A 22,585-nucleotide genomic window follows, 5' to 3' on the forward strand; every position below is an offset into this window, starting at 1 on the left:
TAATGAATATCTATTTACCTCATTCGGATGGATCAACATATTTATATGAATTAGTTAATCGAGAACCTTTACCAAAACTCGAAAAAAGTGCCTTTCATTCACGGGTTGCCTATTCAGCTGCGCATGTCGTAGCTGATCCGTTTGGCAGCAACAATCCATTACAAGAACCTGCGATTGATTGGGAACTTACTATGCAGTATCGTCATTACCTCTGGTCCCTCGGCATGTCTGTTGCAGAGGCGATGGACACGGCACAACGCGGAATGGGACTTCACTTTGAACATGCGAAAGAACTCATTACCCGCTCGGTAAAAGAAGCAAAAAGTGTCGGCGGAAATATTGCAAGCGGCGCTGGAACAGACCATCTGGCTCCGAGTCCAGAAGTACGTCTAGAAGATGTCATTCATGCGTATGAAGAGCAGGTAGCGTTTGTAGAAGGAGCAGGCAGTAAAGTGATTTTGATGGCTAGTCGTGCTCTCGCAGCTTGTGCTACTTCTGCATCGGATTACGAATATGTATATAACCGTATTCTAAGTCAGGTGTCTCAACCAGTTATTTTGCATTGGTTAGGGGATATGTTCGATCCGCAGTTAGCGGGCTATTGGGGACATGAAAACTTGGACGACGCGATGGACGTCTGCCTTCGTATTATCCATACACATGCAGATAAGATTGAAGGCATCAAACTTTCCTTATTAGATGAGCAAAAAGAAATTACGATGCGCAGAAGGCTACCAGAAAATGTGCGGATGTATACTGGCGATGACTTTAATTATACGAAGCTCATCGAGGGAGACAGCCAAGGATATAGCGATGCTTTACTCGGAATTTTTGATGCGATTGCTCCGGCAGCTTCCTCTGCTTTTCAAGCTTTAGACCAAGGAGATATAGAAACGTATCGTGAAGGATTAGATAAAACAACACCACTCGCTCGCCATATCTTTCAGAAGCCGACATTTGCATACAAAACTGGGATTGTCTTTCTTGCTTATTTAAACGGACATCAACCTCATTTTCGAATGATTGCTGGAGCAGAAAGCGCACGATCTATTCTACACTTCACAAAGCTATTTGAACTTGCAGATCAAGCGAATGTGCTAACCGATCCAGAGATAGCCATTGCACGCATGCAACCAATATTAGAACTAGCTGGGATTAAGCAATTGGAGGCTAAAAAATGAGTGTAACTAAACTAGATTTACAACGATTGAGTTTGAATCAAATCACTACGGAAAATTGGTCATTAGAAGAAGCCATCAATGGCTGCGTCGATCATGAAATACCTGTGATTTCCGTTTGGCGTCATAAAATTGCAGAAGTAGGATTGAAAAAAGCGAAAAAAATGATTGCTGCATCCGGGCTGAATGTTTCCAGTGTTTGTCGGGGCGGTATGTTTCCTGCACTTACTTCCGCAGAGCGGACCGAACGGATAGAAGATAATAAAGTTGCAATTGAAGAAGCAGCCGAACTAGGAACTGATGTACTCGTTCTTGTCTGTGGTCCATCGCCACATAAAGATATTGCAGAAGGCCGCAAATGGGTGCAAGAAGGCATCGAGAAAATCATTCCATTTGCAGAGCAGCATAATGTGAAATTAGGAATTGAGCCGCTTCATCCAATGTTTGCTGCCGATCGTTCCGTCATTACCACTTTAGGAGAGGCAAACACGCTTCAACGCTCGCTCGGTTCTTCTCAAGTCGGGGTTGTTATCGATGCCTTTCATGTTTGGTGGGATCCTTTCTTATATGAAGAAATTGAAAAAGCTAGAGGAACGATTCTCGGCTATCATGTTTCCGATTGGAAAGTTCCGCTTCCAGATCTATTTAAAGGTCGCTCGATGATGGGAGATGGGGTCATTGATTTACCACGCATCCGCCGGGCAGTAGAGGACAACGGTTACGACGGACCAATCGAAGTAGAGATCATTAACCAAGCTATTTGGGATATGCCCGGAGATGAAAGTCTAGAGCTTATCAAACAACGTTTCTTAACTACTGTGTAAAAAAGCTTTACTGCGCGTTACTTACTGGATAAAACGGCTTTCGGTGTAGCAAGTATAGGACAGATTTTTTCTTCTGGAACTAGGACGCAATGTCACGCGGATGATAGCTAAAATAAGCGTAAGAAATATACGGAGAATCCTTGAAAATCAAAAATCGATTTTCTGCGTGCGGTGCAATGCTGTCGAGGTCTTCCTTGTCCTGTGGGAGTGAGGCATAGGTAGACCCCCGATGCATAAGCATCCGGAGGCTCACCAGCCGCCTCTGGATAAGCGGAGTATATTTCTGAAGCGAGTTTTTCAAATCCGATTCAAGGTAAACTTTAACCCAATATTTTTAAAGGAGGGTTTCATACGATGGAGTCAACGCATCATACTGACTTTGAACCGATTCATCATCAGGAAAATCTCGTTAAACCAAATACATTGTTTATCGCTGCTTGTGGATTGGAACATGGCCACATCTATAGTATGTGTAAAGGTATGAAGAAAGCAGGTGCAGTGATTAGCTGGGTATGGGATAAAGACCCAAATAAAATAGCGGCTTTTCAAGAAGAATTTCCCGAAGCGAAGACAGCTTCTTCTCTAAACGAAATCTTACAAGATCAAGGGATTCAAATGGTCGCCTGTGCTGCCATCCCTTCTGAGCGTGGTCACATTGGTCTACATGTACTTGATGCAGGAAAGCATTTCTTTTCAGCGAAAACCCCATTTACAACTCTTGAGCAACTACATGCAGCGAGAGAAAAGGTGAACGAAACTGGTCTAACATGGGCTGTGTTTTATAGTGAACGATTGCAAGTCGAATGCAGTGGTTTTGCAGAACAATTACTGGAACAAGGTGCAATTGGTGATGTCATCCAAGTCCTTGGGTTAGGACCCCATCGTTTAAACATAACAAACAGACCAGAGTGGTTCTTTCAAAAAGCATATTATGGAGGAATCATAAGTGATATCGGAAGTCATCAAATAGAACAATTTCTCTGGTTCACCCATGCAAAAGACGCAACCATCCAAAGCAGCACAGTTCGGAACTTTGCCCACCCAGAGCATCCAGAATTTGAAGATTATGGTGATGTTCATTTAATTGGAGATAATGGTGCCATGCATTATTTCCGTGTCGACTGGTTCACGCCAGACGGATTAAGTAATTGGGGAGATGGACGTACCACTATCTTAGGCACAGACGGTTACATTGAATTACGAAAATACGTCGACATTACGAGTAACTCAGATGGTGAGCGTTTATATTTGGTCAATCATGGTGGAGAAAGGCTATACGACGTCAGAGGAAAAGTTGGTTACCCTTACTTTTATCGATTGGCACATGATATTCTAGAGAACACTTCCACCGCAATGCCGCAAGAACATGCATTTAAAGCAGCCGAGCTTTGCCTGTTAGCACAACACCGTGCAGATACACAGAAGAAAGAAGGTGGCATTCGTTGAAACAAACATGTGATATTGTCTTAGTCGGCATCGCCGGATATGGCGAAATTTACTTACAAGCTTTAGAAGAAAGAGGATACCTGGCTTGGGTTAAGGGTGTCGTAGATATACAGCCTGAACGCAGTACCTATTTTTCTAAACTAGAAGCACTAGGAATTCCTTGTTATTTATCCCTTGATGAATTTTACAAACAAGCTTCTGCGGACTTAGCGATTATTTCTAGTCCTATTCATTTACATGCACGACAATCGATTACTGCAATGGAAAATGGCAGTAATGTTCTTTGTGAGAAACCAATTGCTGGATCATTAGAAGAAGCCAATCAAATGCGCGAAACAAGAGATAAAACCGGACGCTTTTTAGCTGTTGGGTTTAATTGGTCGTTCAGCACGCCTGTACAGCAATTAAAAAAGGACATACAAGAAGGACGGTTCGGAAAGCCATTACGTGGGAAAAGTCTCGTGCTATGGCCTCGAAATAAACAGTACTTCCAGCGCTCCAATTGGGCAGGCAAACGCCTCGGCCCAAACGGGGAAGCTATATACGATAGCATCGCTAATAACGCAGCATCCCACTTCCTTCACCATCTCCTTTATGTATTAGGAGATACAACCGAACAAAGTGCGAAAATTGAAAGTTTAAAAGTAGAGTTATACAAAGCGAATCCTATCGAAACTTTTGATACATGTGCGTTACGAGCGAACACTGAACAGTCTGTAGAATTGGTATACCTCGTTTCTCATGCGGTCGATTCTACAATTGGTCCCAATGTTACTTTAGAATGTGAACACGCCACGATTACCTATGAAGCAGGAGGCAATATGCAAGCTGTGTTTAAAGATGGAGCAACGAAAAGTTACGGAGATCCTGAGGCTGCACATTCTCAGAAGCTAGATGTGTGTATTCAAGCTGTGTTAAACGAAGAAACCTCCATCCCTTGTAGTATAGAAGCTGCATATTCACATTTAATTAGTATTGAATACATACATCGATCAATTTCGAAAGTCCCACATTTTCCTGCGTCAATCATAAAACAAGATGCTCATACACAACAAACATACGTGCACCAATTAGAAGAAAACTTTTTATCTTGTTACGATGCGTATAAGCTCCCAAGTGAAATGAACATTCTTTGGTCGCAGCAACCAACAACGATTCAAATTCCCGAAAATAGCTATCCATACGAATAGCAAAAACACGATTAAAAATATCCGGACTATACATAACAAGTAGTTTGGACATTTTTACATCCAATTCCCGCTTTTGTCCGTTTTTCTTTATTTCTGAAATTGAGATAGTAATTCTTATATTAATAAGACACCATTTTTGAAAGCGCTTAAAATATGATTATCTGAAAATACTACCCAATCTATCCATAAAATATTTGGAATGAATATCTCTTGGATAGATATCGAAATTTATCCGGGTGTTAATGTCTGTTAGCCCTCTTCTTTACGTTCTTCTTACGGACGTTTACGCACTGTGATTTACAATGATGGAAGGAGTTTGTACATGAAACTTTACTCAATAAAAAGAGGTTTACTGATTAGTACGTTGCTGTTAGCATTCTTCTTTCTAAATGCTTGTTCCGCTACAGAAAATGTAGCATCTGGTCAAGAACAAACAACAACGTTGACACTAGCTCATATTCATAATGAAGCAAGCCCTGTATATCAAAGTTTAGAAGAGTTAGCAGAAAAAGTAGAGAAGAAAACAAATGGATCGGTAAACATCAAAATCTATACAGATGGAGTTCTAGGAGAAGAGACAAAAGTGATGGAACTTGTACAAAATGGCGTCATCGATATGACCAAAGTAAATGGTGGAGTGATATCTCAATTTGATGAGACATTTTCTGTTTTTAGCCTCCCTTATGTCTTTCGAGATGATGCACATTTTCGTCAATTTATGGAAACGGATACAGTGAGCCAAATGTATGAAGATCTAGAAGAAGTACAATTACGTGGAATCACATTTTATGATGCTGGTGCACGAAGTTTCTATACTGCAGACACGAAGATTGAAACGCCTGAAGACTTGAGAGGACTTAAAATTAGAGTAATGAACAATGTAACTGCCATCGATATGGTCGAGTTGCTTGGTGCTTCGCCAACACCAATGGGCGCAACAGAAATATATACGAGCTTGCAACAAGGGATTATCGATGGCGCGGAAAGTAGCCCGATTGCATTAACGGATGCTAATCATGGTGAAGTTGCGAAACAATTTTCGTTTGATGAACATACTAGAATACCAGATTTCCTGATTATGAGTGACGCAGCATGGAATAAATTAGATGCGACCGAACAACAGGCTTTAGTCGAAGCTGGTCAGGAGAGTACAGAAGCACATAATGAAAGATGGGATCAGATGATTGAAGACAGTATGGCCCAAGCAGAAGAAGAAATGGGTGTAGAATTTTCCAATCCTGATCAAGCACCATTCCGAGCATTAGTAGAACCACTGTTAAAAGAACAACGAGAAGCAAATCATGCGATTGACGCATTGCTTAAAGAAATAGAAGCAATAGAGTAACGGAAGTAATGAAAGTTTGGAGGAGTTCAAGTGAAGAAAGTAAAACGCTGGATTGATTTAGGACTGTTAACCATTACCAGCATCTTAATCTTATTTTTAGTAGTCGCAGCAATATGGCAAGTGTTCACAAGATTCGTATTGCAAGACCCTAGTATTGTCACTCAGGAAGTGTTACGATTTTCGTTAATCTGGGTAGCAGTAATTGGTGCTGCTTATGCATTTGGTCAAGATGAACATTTATCTCTTACCTTTTTAAGAGATAAGATAACTGGTCAAGCTCATAAAATCTTACGTTGGTTCATTGATATGCTCGTCATTGTATTTGCACTATTTGTGATGGTGATTGGTGGTTTTAATATTGCACAAGCAACGATGGCGGAACTGTCACCGATTTTGAATATGCCAATGGGATTAGTATATGGTGTTCTTCCAATTTGTGGGGTCATCATCATTTTCTATCAAATCATCCATATTTCGGAACGCCAGGGCATCGATCGCTCCAATTCATTTGAAAAGGGTGAGAATACATGGATGTAACCGTCTGGACAGCCATTATATTATTTGGATCGTTTTTCTTACTCTTATTTATTGGCGTACCGATCGCCGTAAGTATCACTATTTCTTCTTTTGTTTCTATTTTAATTCTATTGCCAATGACACCATCCTTATTAGCGGTGTCCCAACAAATTATTACCGGTCTAGATAGTACGGTGTTATTAGCGCTTGTTTTCTTTATGTTGGCTGGAAGTATTATGAACAATGGCGGGATTGCCGATCGGCTGATTAATTTAGCGAAGTTAATTGGTGGAAGAATGTCCGGTTCACTCGCACATACGAATATTATCGGAAATACATTATTTGGTGCGATATCTGGTTCAGCAATTGCCGCAGCAGCAACGATGGGACGGATTATGCACCCTCAAGAGAAAAAAGCAGGATATGACCCTTCGTATGCAGCAGCTGTAAATATTGCTTCTGCACCGACAGGATTAATTATCCCTCCAAGCGGGATGCCAATTATTTATTCTCTATTAACCGGCGGAACATCGATTGGCGCTTTATTTATCGCAGGATATTTGCCAGGTCTATTGATGATTGCGCTAATGATGATTGTCGCTTATATATTAGCTAAAAAAGCCAAATACCCTGTTTCAAAGCCAATCAGTGGTGGCGAATCATTCAAAGTAATTATACAAGCAATCCCTAGCTTATTATTAATTATTATTGTCATAGGTGGAATTGCCGGAGGGATTTTCACAGCGACGGAAGGAGCAGCAGTGGCTGTGCTATATGCCGCTATTCTTAGCGTCATTTACCGTCAGTTAAAACTAACCGATATCCCTAAAATACTTAGAGAAACGACGATTTATTCTGGTATTATCATGTTATTAATAGGAGCATCTACCGCGATGTCATGGGTGCTTGCATACGCAGGTATACCACAGGCTATTACGAGCAGTCTATTAAGTATTACAAATAATACAGTAATTCTATTATTAATCATGTTAGTCATTTTACTAGTAGTTGGAACATTTATGGATATTGCACCAGCTCTATTAATTTTTACACCGATATTCTTCCCTGTAGCAACGCAAATGGGTATCGATCCTGTTCATTTTGGAATGATTATGGCAGTAGCCCTTGCTATTGGTGTGACAACTCCGCCAATTGGAACTGTGTTATTTATCGGAAGTAGTGTCAGTGGTGTACCTATAGAAAAAATTATACCGAAGCTACTGATCTTCTATATCCCATTAATTGTAGCACTATTGTTAGTTGCGTTTATTCCAGAAATCAGCTTATTCTTACCGAGGTTATTTGGATTATTGGATTAAGTAAATCTTCATCAATAAGAATCTTGCAGGAAAAAATCACCGAGTTACGAATATAAACGTAAATCGGTGATTTTTTAGATACACATCACTTCAGCACTCGTTTCTACTAAACTAACTTCAGTCCTAGCCTAAGCCCATCAAGTATATGAAACCAAATCCGCATCCGATTAAAACCAATGTTCCTAGTAATGCTGCCAAGAAGACATGCAAACCGAACTTCTTAAATACAGAGAACTCCACATTTAAGCCTAAACCAGCCATTGCCATACTTAAAAGCAGATATGCTGCTGCAATCAGCAAGTTCACGACACTTTCAGGTAAGAATCCAATTGTATTAATCGCACTCATGGCAAGAAAACCGAATATAAACCATGGTATAGGGAGCGTTTTTAAGGAATAACCTTGCTTATCGTTTTGGGGTTCTCTTTTCTTTACATAGATACCGATCAATATAGCTACGGGAACAAGTAAGGCAACTCTAGTTAGTTTTACCACAATAGCAATATTCTCCGCTTCTTCTCCCCCAGCAGTCGAAGCAGCTACTGCATGAGCAATTTCATGCAACGTCCCTCCCGAAAAAATACCGTACTGATAATCGGTAAATGGTAAGAAAGGGTACATCAATGTATAAATAAGTGTAAACATCGTCCCAAGTACAGCAATAACAGCGACACTGACTGCTGTCGTGCTTTCTTTCGCTTTTACTAAAGGGGCAATAGCAACAATCGCAGCAGCTCCACATATTGCCGTTCCACAAGCCGTCAATATACTTAATGTCTTATTAACATGAAACAACCTCGCCAAGCTATAGACGGTCACCAATGCAATCGTTAATAGCAATCCGGCATATAGGAAAGCGTGTAGACCCGCATCATACATGTCTGATAGATTCAGCCGCAATCCTAATAGAATAATCCCTATCCTTAACAACTTTTTACTGGAAAACTGTACGCCAGATCGATGTGAATTTTTCAAACCAATGGTGTGTCCCCATACCATTCCTATAATAATCGCTAGAACAAGTTGTCCCACAATATCGAGGTAAGGAATCTTACCGAGCAACGCTCCCATCAAGGCAATTATAAGAGTAATACATATTCCTGTATAAAAGGACCGTGTCTTGTTATCTGGATGTAATTGCTGCATCTTGTTGTGCCTCCTTCTCTGTCTATAAACAGTATAGACTGGCATCTTTTATTTTTGAAATAAATATATATAATAGTATTTATTAATAAACTTAATAAACGAGGAATGTAACCATGCATATGGAAGAACTAGAGACCTTTATTGTTCTCGCACGCGAAAAGAATTTTACACGGACAGCAACAAAACGCGCATTGTCTCAACCAACGGTTAGTGTTCATATAAAAAATTTAGAGAACAAGTTTGCAACATCGTTCATCCAACGTACGACGAAGCGTGTTCATCTTACACCTGAAGGGGAGTTGTTTTATGAACATGCATTGAAGATATGGAGTCAATATCAACAGCTCCAAGAACATCTTTATCAAAAGAAACAAACCGCTTCTGGTCTTATTCGAGTAGGGGCTAGTTTTACCATTGGTGAATACCTCCTTCCAGAAGTGATGGCGTCATTGCAGAATCAATACGAGCAGTTAGACTTTTATGTGACGATTGGCAACACGGAAAAGATCATTGATTCTGTTCGCAGACTTGAGGTGGACATCGGACTGGTGGAAGGATCTAACTACACGAAAGACGTGTTACAATCTGCTTTTAAAGAAGATCGACTCGTCATTGTCTGCTCCCCCGAATATGAGACAAATTTTAAAACCTTAGCGGATTTACATCATCATAAATGGGTTATAAGAGAAGAAGGTTCTGGTACACGACAATACTTTGATCACCTCATTCAATCCAATGGAATTCAAGTCAAATCAACTTTGGTTATTAGTTCGACACAAGGGATAAAGAATAGTGTTACCAATGGATTAGGTTTAGCTCTATTATCTGAAGCAACTATCAAAGAAGAATTAGCTCATGGGAGGCTAAAGATGGTTCCGATTGAATCTCTATATGAAAAACGAGATTTTTCCTATGTCTTAACGAAAGGATCGCAACTAAACCGAAATACACAATTATTAATCGATACATTAACAAATGGAGAGGAATAATAGTGGAATACTTTTCTCTATGACCGGGGCCTCCATGTGTAATCCTTTTCAAACCGGGTAATTACATAACAGAGAGAAAGTAACTTCATTCAGCGGAGTGATACTAAATTACCTAAAAGGGGATGTATTTCATGGAGTTTTCTGCTACAAATATCATTTTGTTAGCAACATGTTTGCTTGTTATTGCCATCATTATCATTCCACTACTTATGTTTGGATATATATATGGAAAAGACCGGAAACAAGATCAGCATGCAATTTTACGTAACTTTCCGATACTTGGAAAACTACGCTATATTTTTGAAAAAACCGGTCCAGAGCTCCGGCAGTATTTATTTGATGATGATAGATCTGGAAAGCCTTTTTCACGTAAGGACTATCAAGATATTGTCATGCCTGCAAAATATCAAAAGAATATGCTCGGATTCGGTTCGATTCGTGACTTTGAAAAGGCTGACTTCTATGTAAAAAATGCCATGTTTCCAAAGCAACAGAGTGAACTTGAAGTAGATAACGACAAAGAGATTCATTCAAAAGTTTACGAGATTCAAGAGGATAACCTTCTCAGCCGGAAGGAAGAACTACAAGATAAACCTATAAAACCGTGGTTACTTACCGATAAAAATACAGTGGTGATTGGCCCTTCTTCTCGTGCTCCCTTCCGTGTAAAAAGTTTGGTAGGCATGTCCGCAATGAGCTATGGTTCCCTCGGAGAACATGCGATTACAGCACTATCGAAAGGAATTGGCATGGCTGGCGGAGCGTGGATGAATACAGGTGAAGGCGGCTTATCCGATTATCATCTAAAAGGGGACACCGATATTATCGCGCAAATTGGACCTGGTCTATTCGGTGTGCGTTCTAAAAATGGAGAGTTTAGCTGGGATCTTTTGAAAAAGAAAGCAGCGATACCACAGGTGAAGGCATTTGAACTCAAACTTGCCCAAGGAGCGAAAACACGTGGCGGACATGTGGACGCAGAGAAAGTCACAGAAGAGATTGCAAATATTCGTAACGTCGAACCATACAAAGAAATTAACAGTCCGAATCGATTCAATGAATTTGATGATGTACCGACCATGTTTTCGTTTATCGAAAAAATACGCAATCATACCGGGTTACCTGTTGGAATAAAGGTTGTTCTCGGAAGTTCGGATTCCTTTGAAGAAATTGCATCTTATATGAAAGAATCAGGAATAGGACCTGATTTTATAACCATTGACGGTTCAGAAGGAGGCACTGGTGCTTCCTTTCAAGAACTCGCAGACCGTGTTGGATTACCAGTAAAATCAGCAGTGATGATCGTGGATCAAACATTGAAAAAATATGGGATTCGTGACCGTACAAAGATTATTGCCTCCGGAAAACTTTTTACCGCAGATCGCATCGCAGTGGTTTTAGCGATGGGCGCTGATCTAGTCAATATTGCACGCGCATTTATGATATCAGTAGGATGCATTATGGCACAGATTTGTCATACGAATCGTTGCCCTGTCGGCGTCGCAACGACTGATGCGAAACTGCAAGAAGCACTCGTCATTGATGAAAAACAATATCGTGCACTAAATTACCTTGTGACCCTTCGCGAGAGCCTGTTTCGTATTTCTGCAGCAGCAGGGCTAACCAGTCCAACAGGCTTTAATCATGAACACATTTCGTATATAGATGAACATCATCGTGTGAAAAATTTAGAAGAATGGTATACCATGCAAAAATCCGCATCAACACCTTAATGCGTTTTTTATGGAATGACGACAAACAGGATGCTCATTAAGCTAATTAATAAAGCAATGTTGACTGGAATGGAGTCTCTATTAATTTCGTCTCTCTTCCAGTCAACAACATGCATTTTATATTCTTTTATCGCTTTTCTCTTATTTATACCTTTTGCATTAATTTTCTTGCTGTTTCAGCTACTTTACGATTTCCATTTTTAATAATTTCCTCGGCTTTATCAGGCATCGCATTATGCCCTTCAATAATGATCTCATCCGTAACGTTCATACCAAACATTCCAACAAAGATATCGCGCATATAATTAACAGCGTGTTCCATTTTTTGCATTTCTGGTAAAGAGTAATCCCCACCACGTGCATTAAGAAAAATGATTTTTTTGTCTGGCATCAAATATACTGGTGTACCATTTTCACTATATTTAAAGGTATAGCCAGCTTCATCAATATAATCAACAAAGGTTTGAAGCTTGGCAGGAATCGTTAAATTCCACAATGGAAACGCGAAGACGACCAGATCAGCCGCGGCAAACAGATCTTTCGCTTTTTGTTTTGCATCTAAAATACGCTGTTCTATTTCAGATAATTTTTCGCCACTTTGTAATTTGATTAAGGCATTGAAATAATCCTGACCGAAATATGGCATATCTTCTTTAAAAACATCATACACCGCTACATCCAAATGATTTTCTTCTTTAATTGCATCCATAAATGTATCATACATTTTACTTGATACACCATCTGGTCGATTATTGGATTTTACTACTAATATATTCATTTAACATCCTCCTAGTTATAGTAACATCTATCGCATATGCAACAGTTGTTGTATAATTAGATTATAGATGCAATGGATGCATAATCCCAGCAACAAAAACGTCATTTTGTCGCATAAGATACAATTTATATAAAATGTCTAAAAATATTAGATTGGAGATACTCTATGGTTAAGGAGAACAAAGACCTGCGTTTAATTCGCACAAGAAAATTTATTATTGATTCCTTTATCGACCTTTTAGAAAAAAAGGATTTCAAAAGTATAAAAATAAGTGATATCACAACAGGAGCCATGATTAATCGAGCTACCTTTTATCACCATTTTTATGATAAATATGATTTACTTGAAACCGTAACACGAGAAAATTTAGTGAAAAGTGTTCTACAAGAACTTTCGAACAATACAGATTTCAATGAACAAATGCTGCGAAGCGCGTTTTTATCAATAACAAACTATCATGCTAATTTATCTGATCGCTGTAAACGAAGCTATGACGATATGACCATGAATATTGAATCTCTGTTAAAAAAAGAGCTTGAAACGATTATCTCTCAGTCCCTATTAAAAAAGTATCCAGATATAAGTAAAGAAAAATTAAGAATGCTATCGACCATGTTGAGTTGGATGATTTATGCAGCTTCGATTGACTGGAAACAAAATAGCGATCAGTCCCCTGAGGAATATTTTGAATATGCAAGTTTCTCTATGAAGCAATTGGTAAAGGATGAGACGTTCGATAGTTAACCTCCACCTGCAAAGCATACTAACGCTCTTTTCTTAATAATAGTTTGATATCCGTCGTTTTGTGGAATAACGATTAATACAAAACAAACAAGCAACCTATAAAGGAGCCATGTATATGTTTGAAGATCGTGCAGGAAAAGTACTAGTAGATTTATTATCCGAATGGGGTGTCGACCATATTTATGGGATGCCAGGAGATTCGATTAACCAACTGATGGAAGAGTTACGTAAAGAAAAAGATAAAATGAAATTTATCCAAGTACGCCACGAAGAGGCTGGAGCACTTGCAGCTGCTTCTTACGCTAAACTCACTGGAAAGATTGGCGTATGTCTATCAATCGCAGGACCTGGTGCGATTCACTTACTTAACGGACTTTACGATGCAAAAGAGGATAGCGCACCAGTATTAGTACTTGCAGGACAAGTGCCAACTGACCAGATCGGAACGGACACATTCCAAGAAATCAATATGCAACAAATGTTTAATGATGTCGCAGTATATAACGAACAAGTGGTGTCAGAAGAGCAATTGCCAGCACTTGTAAATCAAGCCGTCCGCACTGCCTATGCAGAAAAGGGACCAGCCGTTTTAACCATACCAGATGATATTCCAGCTGCAAAAATCAAGAAACAAGTACAAAAGAACGCAGCGATATACGAAGAATCCGAACAAGTACCAAGCTCCACGGAAATGGAAAAAGCACTAGAACTCATTTCCAAAGCAAAGAAGCCAATTATTTTAGCTGGAACTGGTACAAAAGGGGCGAAGCAAGAACTTGAACAGTTTTCTGATAAGATTGCTGCCCCAGTTGTTGTTTCCCTACCAGCAAAAGGCGTAATAGACGATAATCATCCGAACTGCTTAGGCAACCTCGGGATGATTGGAACTAAGCCAGCATATGAAGCAATGGACGATACCGACTTGCTTATTCTCATCGGAACGTCTTACCCATATGTAGAGTTTTTACCAGAGGGAGTAACATGCATCCAGATTGACAATGACCCGCTACAAATCGGAAAAAGATATCCCGTAAACGTCGGTATTGCTGGCGACGCACAAAAAGCATTAACCTGGTTAAACGAACGAATTACACGCTCGGAAAATCGTGATTTCTTAGAAGATAGTCAAGAGAAAATGGCGAAATGGTGGAAAGAGATGGAAGAAGATGAACAACCAACGTCTACACCGATTAAACCACAACAAATCATTGCTGAAGTACAAAAAATCGCAGAAGATGACGCTGTACTATCTGTAGACGTAGGTAATGTGACAGTTTGGGCAGCCAGACACTTTCGTATGAAAACAACACAGAAATTCCTTACATCCAGTTGGCTTGCCACTATGGGATGCGGATTACCAGGGGCTATTGCAAGTAAAATGGCATACCCCGAACGCCAGGCAATTGCATTATGTGGCGATGGGGGATTCTCCATGAATATGCAAGACTTCCTCACTGCGATTAAATACAATTTACCGATGACAGTGATTATCTTCAATAACGAACGCATCGGCATGATTAAGTACGAACAAGAAGCAAAAGGAAACCTTGATTATAAAACCAATCTCGAGAGCTTTAACTTCGCCCAATTTGCAGAAAACTGCGGCGGAAAAGGTTATCGTGTAGAGAAATTCGAGGACCTTGGCCCTTCTATACGAGCAGCAGCATCCTTCAATAAGCCCGTTATTGTAGATGTATGTATTGAAGATGAACCGCCAATCCCAGGAAAGCTTTCGTACGAACAAGTGACCAGCTACTCAAAACAAACAATAAAAAAGCTATTTAAAAAAGGAAAATTAGAAGTTCCGCCAATTCGAAAAGGATTGAAACGGATATAATATAGCATAGAAGCAAACTGGCAGTCAGTTTGCTTCTTTTTTGTTGTTTATAATCTATTAACCAAAACGGATTATTTTTCTACCATTCTGGTTTTTTAGAACCGCACTATTAACTAAAACTACCTCAACTTTCGCCTATATTGGTGATTAGAACCACTCTATTGACTAAAATGTCTGCTATTCTGGTTTTTAGAAGCGCTCTATTGACTATTTTTTCGCGGTTCTCAAGCTTTTTTGGATTTTAGAACCATTCTTTTCACCACTTTTCCCGGTTTCTAAACTCACTTTGGGTTTTAGAACCGGTCTTTTTACTAAAACATCCTTGATTCTCTACTTAAACTTTTCTTTATTCCACCAAAACATCATCTTTTTTATGTAAGCTACTCAAAACCTCTAATCCTAGGGATAAGTAACCTCCGGATATAATTGAATAATTTGTTCTTCTTCGATGTCCTCTGCTTCTATATGTTTAATAAGCATTTGGACTAAACTCTCTGCGATTTTTTCAGAAGGTACTCCAACTGTATATACTGGCGTATCAATAGCATCAAATTTTTTAATATTATCGTAGGAAACAATCATCGGCTTTTCCGCTTGTTTATCAATATGGTGTAGTAAACCCATTGTAATATCATAACTACCACATACAATTCCTCTTTTAAGCGTATTATTCGCGAGATATTTTCTTAACGAGTTACTTGTTACCTCTTCGGACAACCCTTCTGAATCGATTAGTTGATAGTTGACTTTCTTTTCTTCACAATAATGAATAAATGTTTCTTTCTTTATAATCTGTCGGATATCCTTCGTTTCGAGGTCACCGATATAATCTATTTCACTATGCCCTTTATCCATTAGGGTATCTACCGCTAGTTGCATAGATTTATCGTGATTAACATTAATGATTGGATAATCTAATTCTCGTTCTACACCGTACGCAACTACAGGAATATTATTTGTTATTTTAGCAGGCAGCCTCGTTTCTTCCCCTTCATCAAAAACGATCACTCCATCAAATCGCAATTCCAAAAATTTCCCAGCAGCAGTTATTGGATCATCGATAGATACCACCATAAAATAACCCGCTTTTTTTACTGCCTCATTTATTTGTGAAGCCAGTGTGGTAACGGCTACTCTATCTACTGCTGGCCATATTAAACCAATGGTATTACTTTTATTGGAGACTAAAGATCTTGCAGAATTATTTGGAATATAATTCATTTCTTCTGCTTTTTCTTTAATCTTTCTTTTCGTTGCTTCAGTCACAAGTGGGGAGTCTTTGAGAGCCTTACTCACCGTAGAATAGCTCACTCCACATTCTATCGCTATATCCTTTAATGTTACGGCCATTTTTAAACTCCTTAAAATTATCTATTGATTTATCTGCTAGATAATTATATCATAATAATTAATTGTTATGAATATTTCCAACCAAAAATAACAACGTTGTTATCAGCAAGGAGGCTAAACATGCGTATTTTTTTATTGTTGTTTGTAAGCGTTTTAACTTTGTTGGTAGGGTGCACTTCGTCTAGTAATTCTAGTAGTGCTGCTCAGCCCAAAGAAATGGTTTTAGGTCATAACCAGCCTACAACTCATCCAATTCATGAATCATTGGTTGACTTTAAAGAATTGTTAGAAGAAAAATCAAATGGCAAGTTAGAACTTAAGATATATGCGAATGGGCAGCTCGGTAGTGAGCGAGAAGTAATCGAAATGACGCAAACCAATGCAGTACAATTTACAAAAGTCTCTGCGAGTGCATTAGAAGGTTTCTCAGAGTCCTATTCTTTGTTTAGTATGCCTTATCTATTTGAATCCCAAGAAAAATATCGTGAGATCATGAAAAAACCTGTAATTCAAGAAGCATTTTACAATACAACCGCAGATAACGGTTTTATCGGCATTACTTATTATGATGCTGGAGTTCGTAATATGTACACCAAGGATCGTATTATCAAAACAAATGACGACATGCATGGATTAAAGACACGTGTGCAGCCAAGCAAAACGAGTGTACAGCTTATTGAGTCATTGGGAGGTACACCAACTCCAATGTCTTTCGGTGAAGTGTACACGGCTTTACAGTCCGGAATTATTGATGCAGCTGAAAATAATGAATCCGCTCTCACAGACAATAAGCATGGAGAAGTTGCGAAACATTACTTTTACACAGAACATGCTATGGTACCTGATATCTTAATTATGAATGTCGATACCTATAACGAATTGTCAGAAGAAGAACAAACATGGATTAAAGAGGCTGCGGAAGAGTCTACTGCATTACACGAGCCACGTTGGGATCAAAAAATGAAAGAATCGAAAGAAATTGCGGAGGAAGAGATGGGAGTTACGTTTTATGAAGTGGATAAGAGTTCATTTATGGAATCCGTAAAACCCTTGCAAGAATCATTTCAAAAGAATGAAGCAACAAGGGAACAATATAACCTGATTATGGAGGAGGGGCAAGATGAATAATGCAAAAAAAATTATTGATAAGACCCTTCTCATTATCACTGGAATCTTAATTAGTGTGATGTCCATTTTATCTATTTGGCAAGTTGTTGCCAGATATATTTTAAGTACACCTAGTACCGTAAGTGAAGAAATTATCCGAATGTTGCTCATATGGTTCTCTCTAACAAGTGCTGCCTATGTATTCGGTCAGCAAAAGCACATTGCTATTGTTTTCTTTCGAGACAAGCTTTCTATCAAAGGACAGATAATGATTCTACGAATATCTAACATTATCTTACTTCTGATCGCTCTTGTACTTATGATCTGGGGTGGTATTCAAGTAGTAAACCTTACCTTGACACAGGTAGCGCCATCTACTGGGATATCAATGGCATTTATGTACGGCGCACTTCCTATTTCTGGTTTATTTATTACTTTTTATGCACTATATAATTTCACAACAGTGAAGTTATCCATCACAGAGAAAGGGAGTGATGCATAATGACTATCATTGCAGGAATAGTATTATTTCTATCTTTTTTCATTTTGCTATTTTTCAGCATTCCGATTGCGATATCTATTATTATTAGCTCTATCCTAACATTGCTATTAATTTTACCGTTTGATGTAACCATTATTACTGCTGCACAACGCATGGTCACAGGTATTGATAACTTTACCATGTTAGCAATTCCTTTATTTGTATTAGCAGGTATATTAATGAATAATGGCGGGATTGCTTTTCGATTAGTTAATTTTGCAAAAGTATTAGTGGGGAGAATGCCTGGATCACTTGCTCATACGAATATTGTTGGAAATATGTTATTTGGATCTATTTCGGGTTCTAGTGTAGCCGCAGCCGCCGCAATGGGAAGAATTATGACTCCCTTACAACAAAAACAAGGTTATCGAAAAGAATATTCCGCTGCTGCCAATATCGCATCAGCACCAGCCGGGTTATTAATTCCCCCGAGTTCCATGCTTATTGTCTACTCACTAGTAAGTGGTGGGACATCGATTGCAGCCTTATTTATGGCTGGTTATATTCCCGGGATATTATGGGGAACTACTTGTATGATTGTTGCCTATATACTGGCAAAAAAAGAAGGTTATTCAGTATCAGAGAAAATAGGCTGGAAAGATCGCTTATTTCTAATTCTTGATGCTATTCCTAGTTTATTTTTAGTTATCATCGTTATTGGAGGTATTGTTGCAGGGGTATTTACCGCAACTGAAGGTGCTGCAATTGCAGTATTATATGCATTAGTACTTTCTTTAATCTATAAAAGCTTTAAATTAAAAGACATTCCGAATATATTAAAAGAAACTGTTGAAATCACTGGGATGATATTACTTTTAATTACCGCTTCTGCTCTATTCTCTTTAGTAATGAGCTATACAGGATTACCAGAAGCGATATCGAATGGAATTCTGTCATTAACAGAAAATCCAATTCTTTTATTACTGCTTATGAATATTATTTTACTCGTAATCGGTACATTTATGGATATTACACCGGCAGTATTAATATTTACACCGATATTTTTACCAATTGCGACTTCTGTAGGGTTAGACCCTGTTCATTTCGGAATTGTCATTGCATTTAACCTATGTATCGGAAATATAACTCCGCCAGTAGGGAGTGCATTATTTGTAGGAGCTAGTGTAGCCAATGTAAAAATTGAGAGCGTGATTCGTACCCTTGTACCATATTTCATAGCGCTTATCATTATGTTATTGGTGATCACTTTTATCCCACAGATATCACTATTTTTACCAAATTTATTTGGACTATAAAGTAATGATTGATGGAGGAATGTTTATATGGTTTTAATCAACAACGACTTTTTACTAACAAATCAAAAATCAAAACAACTTTATGACTCTATTAAAGAGGTTCCCATTTACGATTTCCATTGCCATCTTAGTCCAAAGGAAATCTATGAAAATAAAAACTTCGAGACAATAACACAGCTATGGTTAAGGCACGACCATTATAAATGGCGATTGATGCGCGTGAATGGAATAGATGAATCTCTTATTACTGGTAACGCAAATGACTTTGACAAATTTAAAGCATTTATAGAGATGCTACCAAAAACCATAATGAACCCAATGTATCATTGGTGTTATATCGAACTAGCGAGATATTTTGACCATTACAAAGCTGTTCAGCATACTGAAACACTACAGCTATATAATGATTTAAATGCACAATTACAAAAAGAGTCCCACAAGCCACGTAATCTTTTGAAAAAAAGTAATGTAAAAGTCGTATGTACGACCGATGATCCGTGTGATGACTTAGTATATCACCAACGATTAGCAGAAGATACATCATTTGATATTGAAATAAGACCAACATTTAGACCAGACTATTATATTAACCTTAATCACGATACGATTCATCAAGCTATCCATCGTCTAGAAGAAGCAACCGCTGCTGATATTCACTCGTTTGATGATTACATTGAAGCGCTAGGAGAACGAGTACGATATTTTCATCAACACGGAGCAAGAAGCGCTGACCAAAGTTTTTCCGAAGTTGTACTAACCGGATTAGAAAAAGAAGATGTACAAGCCTATTTCCAACAATTAAAGGACGGCGCTTCATTAGATCCTTATATATTAAGACAACTATCAGGCTATTTGCTAACAACATTAGCAAAGTCGTATAAACATTATGGATGGGTGATGCAATTACATCTTGGCCCATTACGAAATAATAACTCTATTCAACATCAAGCTATTGGAAAAGATGCTGGATTTGACAGTATTGGAGACCCTTTAAGTGCTAGAGATCTAAACCTTTTTCTAGATCACTTAAATAGCCATCATGTACTTCCGGATACGATTATTTATCCTCACAATGCAAATGATCATCTGATGGTTCAGGCTACCGCAGGAAACTTTACTTCCAAGGAAGCTAAAGTCCAATTAGGTGCTGCATGGTGGTATAACGACACAAAAGATGGAATGATTCAACATCTAATCGACTACGCTAATGTAGGTTTATTATCTGAGTTTGTCGGAATGTTAACCGACTCAAGAAGTTTATTATCATACTCTCGACACGAGTATTTCCGAAGAATCTTATGCCAGTTAGTAGGAGATTTAGTAGAAAAGGGAGAAATTGAAGATGATATGGAATTATTAACCGATATTCTAAAAGATATCTGCTTTAATAACGCTACACGATTATTCCGTATTGAAAATATGAAGGAGGTAAAATAATGCAATTATCTTTTCGATGGTATGGAAATACTGACCCAGTTACTTTAAAACAGATTAAACAGATACCTGACATGAAAAATATTGTATCCGCAATTTACGATGTTCCAGTTGGTGAAGTTTGGACGAAGGATAAAATTAATTCATTAAAGTCATCCATTGAACAAGAAGGACTTACATTATCCGTTATTGAGAGTCTTCCAGTTCATGAGTCTATTAAACTAGGTGAGGCTAATCGAGATAGTTTAATAGAAAATTATAAAGAATCGTTAAGAAACCTTGGTAATTCCGGCATCAAAACAGTTTGTTATAACTTTATGCCTGTATTTGATTGGACTCGATCCAACTTGGATTATGAATTAGAAGATGGTTCAAAAACGCTGATGTATGATAATGATTTTGTAAAAGACATCGACCCTGTAACCACAAACCTTAATCTTCCGGGTTGGGATGAGAGTTACACGAAAGAGGAAATGGCTGCCTTAATCGAGAAATATCGTCAAATTGACGAAGAGGACCTATGGAGAAATCTAGAATACTTCCTAAATGAAGTTTTACCTGTAGCTATTGAACACGATATTGACCTTACGATTCATCCAGATGATCCACCATGGTCCATCTTTGGAATACCGAGAATTATTAAAACAAAAGAAAGCTATCAACGCTTAATCTCAATTAACTCCTCCAAAAATAATGGTATTTGTTTTTGTACGGGTTCCTTAGGATGCCTAGAAGAAAATGATCTCCCGGAAATCATCAAGGAGTTTGGCGATCACATCCACTTTGTGCATATGCGAAACATAAAACGACTGGATAATCATTCTTTTGTTGAGAGCGGTCATCTATCGAAATATGGATCGGTAAATATGAAAGAAGTGGTTCGTGCATTAAAAGCCATTGATTATAAAGGGACGATTCGTCCAGATCACGGGAGAATGATTTGGGGAGAGACTGGAAAAGCTGGCTACGGATTATTTGACCGTGCACTAGGTGCAACATACATTAACGGTCTTATTGAAGGAGTGGAGACAAATGACTCAACAATTTCATAATCTTAATGTTATTGTTACTGGTGCAAGTGGGGTAATTGGTAGTACGTTTGTAAAAGCTTTAGTCAGCGCAGGAGCGAACGTTGGATTACTTGGTCGCAACGAAGGGAAGCTACAGAAAGTAATTGAAGAAACTGATCATCCTGAAAAAAGCATTGCTCTAGTGGCTGATGTACTGGATAAAGCATCTCTTATTCATGCTAAACAACACTTTAATGAACGGTTTGGTAACATCCATGCACTCATTAATTGCGCAGGAGGAAATCATCCTGATGCAACGACCGATGATGAACATTATAATCCAAATACAGAGAAAAACTTATTCGGACTTAGTGAAGAAGGTGTAGAAAGTGTATTTCGACTCAACTATACTGGTAGCTTTCTTCCCATCCAAGTGTTTGGCCAAGATTTAACGGAAGGTGAAGGGAATACAATTATTAATATCTCTTCCATGAATGCATTTCAGCCACTCACAAAAATTCCTGCATATAGTGGAGCCAAAGCAGCAATTAGTAATTTTACACAATGGCTCAGTACGTACTTCGAAGGGAAAGTACGAGTAAACGCCATAGCACCTGGTTTTTTTGAAACATCGCAAAATAAGGCATTGCTCCGAAATCAAGATGGTTCCTATTCAAACAGAGCGAATAAAATACTTGGGCAAACACCGATGAATCGCTTTGGGGACCCAGAAGACTTAATTGGAACGCTATTTTGGTTATTGGATTATGAGGCAAGTAAATTTGTGACGGGAGTCGTCATTCCTGTCGATGGAGGATTCTCTTCCTACTCCGGAGTTTAAT

General features: G+C 38.5%; 20 protein-coding genes. 17 read left to right on the forward strand and 3 right to left on the reverse strand.

What is annotated here, in order from left to right:
- Window positions 1-2: 2 nt before the first annotated feature.
- From AQ616_RS02630 to AQ616_RS02660, 7 genes are all read left to right on the forward strand, one after another.
- Window positions 3-1,181 carry a dihydrodipicolinate synthase family protein gene (locus AQ616_RS02630; RefSeq protein ID WP_069685002.1) on the forward strand — a complete coding sequence of 393 codons (1,179 nt, stop codon included), beginning with the start codon at window positions 3-5 and terminating at the stop codon, window positions 1,179-1,181.
- On the forward strand, window positions 1,178-2,002 hold the full coding sequence (locus tag AQ616_RS02635) for a sugar phosphate isomerase/epimerase family protein (RefSeq protein WP_017798668.1): 825 nt from the start codon (window positions 1,178-1,180) through the stop codon (window positions 2,000-2,002). Before AQ616_RS02630 ends, AQ616_RS02635 begins: the two co-directional genes overlap by 4 nt.
- Before the next feature lie 354 nt (window positions 2,003-2,356).
- Window positions 2,357-3,448 carry a Gfo/Idh/MocA family protein gene (locus AQ616_RS02640; RefSeq protein ID WP_069685003.1) on the forward strand — a complete coding sequence of 364 codons (1,092 nt, stop codon included), beginning with the start codon at window positions 2,357-2,359 and terminating at the stop codon, window positions 3,446-3,448.
- Window positions 3,445-4,638 carry a Gfo/Idh/MocA family protein gene (locus AQ616_RS02645; RefSeq protein WP_069685004.1) on the forward strand — a complete coding sequence of 398 codons (1,194 nt, stop codon included), beginning with the start codon at window positions 3,445-3,447 and terminating at the stop codon, window positions 4,636-4,638. Before AQ616_RS02640 ends, AQ616_RS02645 begins: the two co-directional genes overlap by 4 nt.
- Before the next feature lie 322 nt (window positions 4,639-4,960).
- The gene (locus AQ616_RS02650; protein WP_017798671.1) at window positions 4,961-5,983 is read left to right on the forward strand and encodes a TRAP transporter substrate-binding protein; all 1,023 of its coding nucleotides are present in this window, start codon (window positions 4,961-4,963) and stop codon (window positions 5,981-5,983) included.
- Between the two features lie 30 nt (window positions 5,984-6,013).
- On the forward strand, window positions 6,014-6,520 hold the full coding sequence (locus AQ616_RS02655) for a TRAP transporter small permease (RefSeq protein ID WP_069685005.1): 507 nt from the start codon (window positions 6,014-6,016) through the stop codon (window positions 6,518-6,520).
- Window positions 6,511-7,818 carry a TRAP transporter large permease gene (locus tag AQ616_RS02660; RefSeq protein WP_017798673.1) on the forward strand — a complete coding sequence of 436 codons (1,308 nt, stop codon included), beginning with the start codon at window positions 6,511-6,513 and terminating at the stop codon, window positions 7,816-7,818. The genes AQ616_RS02655 and AQ616_RS02660 overlap by 10 nt, the downstream gene beginning before the upstream one ends.
- Before the next feature lie 123 nt (window positions 7,819-7,941).
- Here the strand turns inward: AQ616_RS02660 and AQ616_RS02665 are convergent, their stop codons facing one another.
- Window positions 7,942-8,964 (reverse strand): YeiH family protein, encoded by a 1,023-nt coding sequence (locus AQ616_RS02665; RefSeq protein WP_017798674.1) that lies wholly within the window; start codon window positions 8,962-8,964, stop codon window positions 7,942-7,944.
- Window positions 8,965-9,077: 113 nt separating this feature from the next.
- Here AQ616_RS02665 and AQ616_RS02670 point away from each other — a divergent pair, with 113 nt between their 5' ends.
- Entirely contained in the window at window positions 9,078-9,953 is an 876-nt protein-coding gene (locus AQ616_RS02670) for a LysR family transcriptional regulator (RefSeq protein ID WP_017798675.1), read from the forward strand.
- Between the two features lie 131 nt (window positions 9,954-10,084).
- A complete protein-coding gene (locus AQ616_RS02675) occupies window positions 10,085-11,686 on the forward strand; it encodes an FMN-binding glutamate synthase family protein (protein ID WP_017798676.1) in 1,602 nt (533 codons plus the stop codon).
- Window positions 11,687-11,831: 145 nt separating this feature from the next.
- Here the strand turns inward: AQ616_RS02675 and AQ616_RS02680 are convergent, their stop codons facing one another.
- Window positions 11,832-12,464, reverse strand: coding sequence for an FMN-dependent NADH-azoreductase (locus AQ616_RS02680; protein ID WP_069685006.1), 633 nt, complete (start codon window positions 12,462-12,464; stop codon window positions 11,832-11,834).
- Between the two features lie 165 nt (window positions 12,465-12,629).
- On the opposite strand from AQ616_RS02680, the gene AQ616_RS02685 reads away from it, so the two are divergent.
- Both AQ616_RS02685 and AQ616_RS02690 read left to right on the forward strand, forming a co-directional pair.
- A complete protein-coding gene (locus tag AQ616_RS02685; RefSeq protein WP_017798678.1) occupies window positions 12,630-13,208 on the forward strand; it encodes a TetR/AcrR family transcriptional regulator in 579 nt (192 codons plus the stop codon).
- Window positions 13,209-13,323: 115 nt separating this feature from the next.
- Window positions 13,324-15,045 carry a pyruvate oxidase gene (locus AQ616_RS02690; RefSeq protein ID WP_069685007.1) on the forward strand — a complete coding sequence of 574 codons (1,722 nt, stop codon included), beginning with the start codon at window positions 13,324-13,326 and terminating at the stop codon, window positions 15,043-15,045.
- A 399-nt stretch (window positions 15,046-15,444) separates the two neighbouring features.
- Here the strand turns inward: AQ616_RS02690 and AQ616_RS02695 are convergent, their stop codons facing one another.
- Complete coding sequence (locus tag AQ616_RS02695; protein WP_069685008.1) at window positions 15,445-16,395, reverse strand: LacI family DNA-binding transcriptional regulator; 951 nt, start codon at window positions 16,393-16,395, stop codon at window positions 15,445-15,447.
- Window positions 16,396-16,515: 120 nt separating this feature from the next.
- Here AQ616_RS02695 and AQ616_RS02700 point away from each other — a divergent pair, with 120 nt between their 5' ends.
- The 6 genes from AQ616_RS02700 to AQ616_RS02725 are packed head-to-tail and all read left to right on the forward strand — an operon-like array spanning window position 16,516 to window position 22,584.
- Window positions 16,516-17,523 carry a TRAP transporter substrate-binding protein gene (locus AQ616_RS02700; RefSeq protein WP_069685009.1) on the forward strand — a complete coding sequence of 336 codons (1,008 nt, stop codon included), beginning with the start codon at window positions 16,516-16,518 and terminating at the stop codon, window positions 17,521-17,523.
- Window positions 17,516-18,004, forward strand: coding sequence for a TRAP transporter small permease (locus tag AQ616_RS02705; RefSeq protein ID WP_017798682.1), 489 nt, complete (start codon window positions 17,516-17,518; stop codon window positions 18,002-18,004). The genes AQ616_RS02700 and AQ616_RS02705 overlap by 8 nt, the downstream gene beginning before the upstream one ends.
- Complete coding sequence (locus tag AQ616_RS02710; protein ID WP_069685010.1) at window positions 18,004-19,299, forward strand: TRAP transporter large permease; 1,296 nt, start codon at window positions 18,004-18,006, stop codon at window positions 19,297-19,299. The genes AQ616_RS02705 and AQ616_RS02710 overlap by 1 nt, the downstream gene beginning before the upstream one ends.
- 27 nt (window positions 19,300-19,326) lie before the next feature.
- A complete protein-coding gene (uxaC, locus tag AQ616_RS02715; protein WP_069685011.1) occupies window positions 19,327-20,736 on the forward strand; it encodes a glucuronate isomerase in 1,410 nt (469 codons plus the stop codon).
- The gene (uxuA, locus tag AQ616_RS02720) at window positions 20,736-21,785 is read left to right on the forward strand and encodes a mannonate dehydratase (protein ID WP_017798685.1); all 1,050 of its coding nucleotides are present in this window, start codon (window positions 20,736-20,738) and stop codon (window positions 21,783-21,785) included. Before uxaC ends, uxuA begins: the two co-directional genes overlap by 1 nt.
- Window positions 21,766-22,584 (forward strand): D-mannonate oxidoreductase, encoded by an 819-nt coding sequence (locus tag AQ616_RS02725; protein ID WP_017798686.1) that lies wholly within the window; start codon window positions 21,766-21,768, stop codon window positions 22,582-22,584. The genes uxuA and AQ616_RS02725 overlap by 20 nt, the downstream gene beginning before the upstream one ends.
- The last annotated feature ends 1 nt before the right edge of the window (window position 22,585 follow it).

This window comes from Oceanobacillus sp. E9, from assembly GCF_001741975.1.
Classification (GTDB): Bacteria; Bacillota; Bacilli; order Bacillales; family Amphibacillaceae; genus Oceanobacillus; species Oceanobacillus kimchii.

What these genes read in the sequence shown, in the direction of transcription:
- AQ616_RS02640 (WP_069685003.1), top strand. Translation starts at nt 2,357, where the DNA reads ATGGAGTCAACGCATCATACTGACTTTGAACCGATTCATCATCAGGAA.
- AQ616_RS02725 (WP_017798686.1), top strand. Translation starts at nt 21,766, where the DNA reads ATGACTCAACAATTTCATAATCTTAATGTTATTGTTACTGGTGCAAGT.
- AQ616_RS02680 (WP_069685006.1), bottom strand. Translation starts at nt 12,464, where the DNA reads ATGAATATATTAGTAGTAAAATCCAATAATCGACCAGATGGTGTATCA.
- AQ616_RS02630 (WP_069685002.1), top strand. Translation starts at nt 3, where the DNA reads ATGAATATCTATTTACCTCATTCGGATGGATCAACATATTTATATGAA.
- AQ616_RS02660 (WP_017798673.1), top strand. Translation starts at nt 6,511, where the DNA reads ATGGATGTAACCGTCTGGACAGCCATTATATTATTTGGATCGTTTTTC.
- AQ616_RS02710 (WP_069685010.1), top strand. Translation starts at nt 18,004, where the DNA reads ATGACTATCATTGCAGGAATAGTATTATTTCTATCTTTTTTCATTTTG.
- AQ616_RS02685 (WP_017798678.1), top strand. Translation starts at nt 12,630, where the DNA reads ATGGTTAAGGAGAACAAAGACCTGCGTTTAATTCGCACAAGAAAATTT.
- uxaC (WP_069685011.1), top strand. Translation starts at nt 19,327, where the DNA reads ATGGTTTTAATCAACAACGACTTTTTACTAACAAATCAAAAATCAAAA.
- AQ616_RS02700 (WP_069685009.1), top strand. Translation starts at nt 16,516, where the DNA reads ATGCGTATTTTTTTATTGTTGTTTGTAAGCGTTTTAACTTTGTTGGTA.
- uxuA (WP_017798685.1), top strand. Translation starts at nt 20,736, where the DNA reads ATGCAATTATCTTTTCGATGGTATGGAAATACTGACCCAGTTACTTTA.
- AQ616_RS02675 (WP_017798676.1), top strand. Translation starts at nt 10,085, where the DNA reads ATGGAGTTTTCTGCTACAAATATCATTTTGTTAGCAACATGTTTGCTT.
- AQ616_RS02695 (WP_069685008.1), bottom strand. Translation starts at nt 16,395, where the DNA reads ATGGCCGTAACATTAAAGGATATAGCGATAGAATGTGGAGTGAGCTAT.
- AQ616_RS02690 (WP_069685007.1), top strand. Translation starts at nt 13,324, where the DNA reads ATGTTTGAAGATCGTGCAGGAAAAGTACTAGTAGATTTATTATCCGAA.
- AQ616_RS02665 (WP_017798674.1), bottom strand. Translation starts at nt 8,964, where the DNA reads ATGCAGCAATTACATCCAGATAACAAGACACGGTCCTTTTATACAGGA.
- AQ616_RS02705 (WP_017798682.1), top strand. Translation starts at nt 17,516, where the DNA reads ATGAATAATGCAAAAAAAATTATTGATAAGACCCTTCTCATTATCACT.
- AQ616_RS02635 (WP_017798668.1), top strand. Translation starts at nt 1,178, where the DNA reads ATGAGTGTAACTAAACTAGATTTACAACGATTGAGTTTGAATCAAATC.
- AQ616_RS02670 (WP_017798675.1), top strand. Translation starts at nt 9,078, where the DNA reads ATGCATATGGAAGAACTAGAGACCTTTATTGTTCTCGCACGCGAAAAG.
- AQ616_RS02650 (WP_017798671.1), top strand. Translation starts at nt 4,961, where the DNA reads ATGAAACTTTACTCAATAAAAAGAGGTTTACTGATTAGTACGTTGCTG.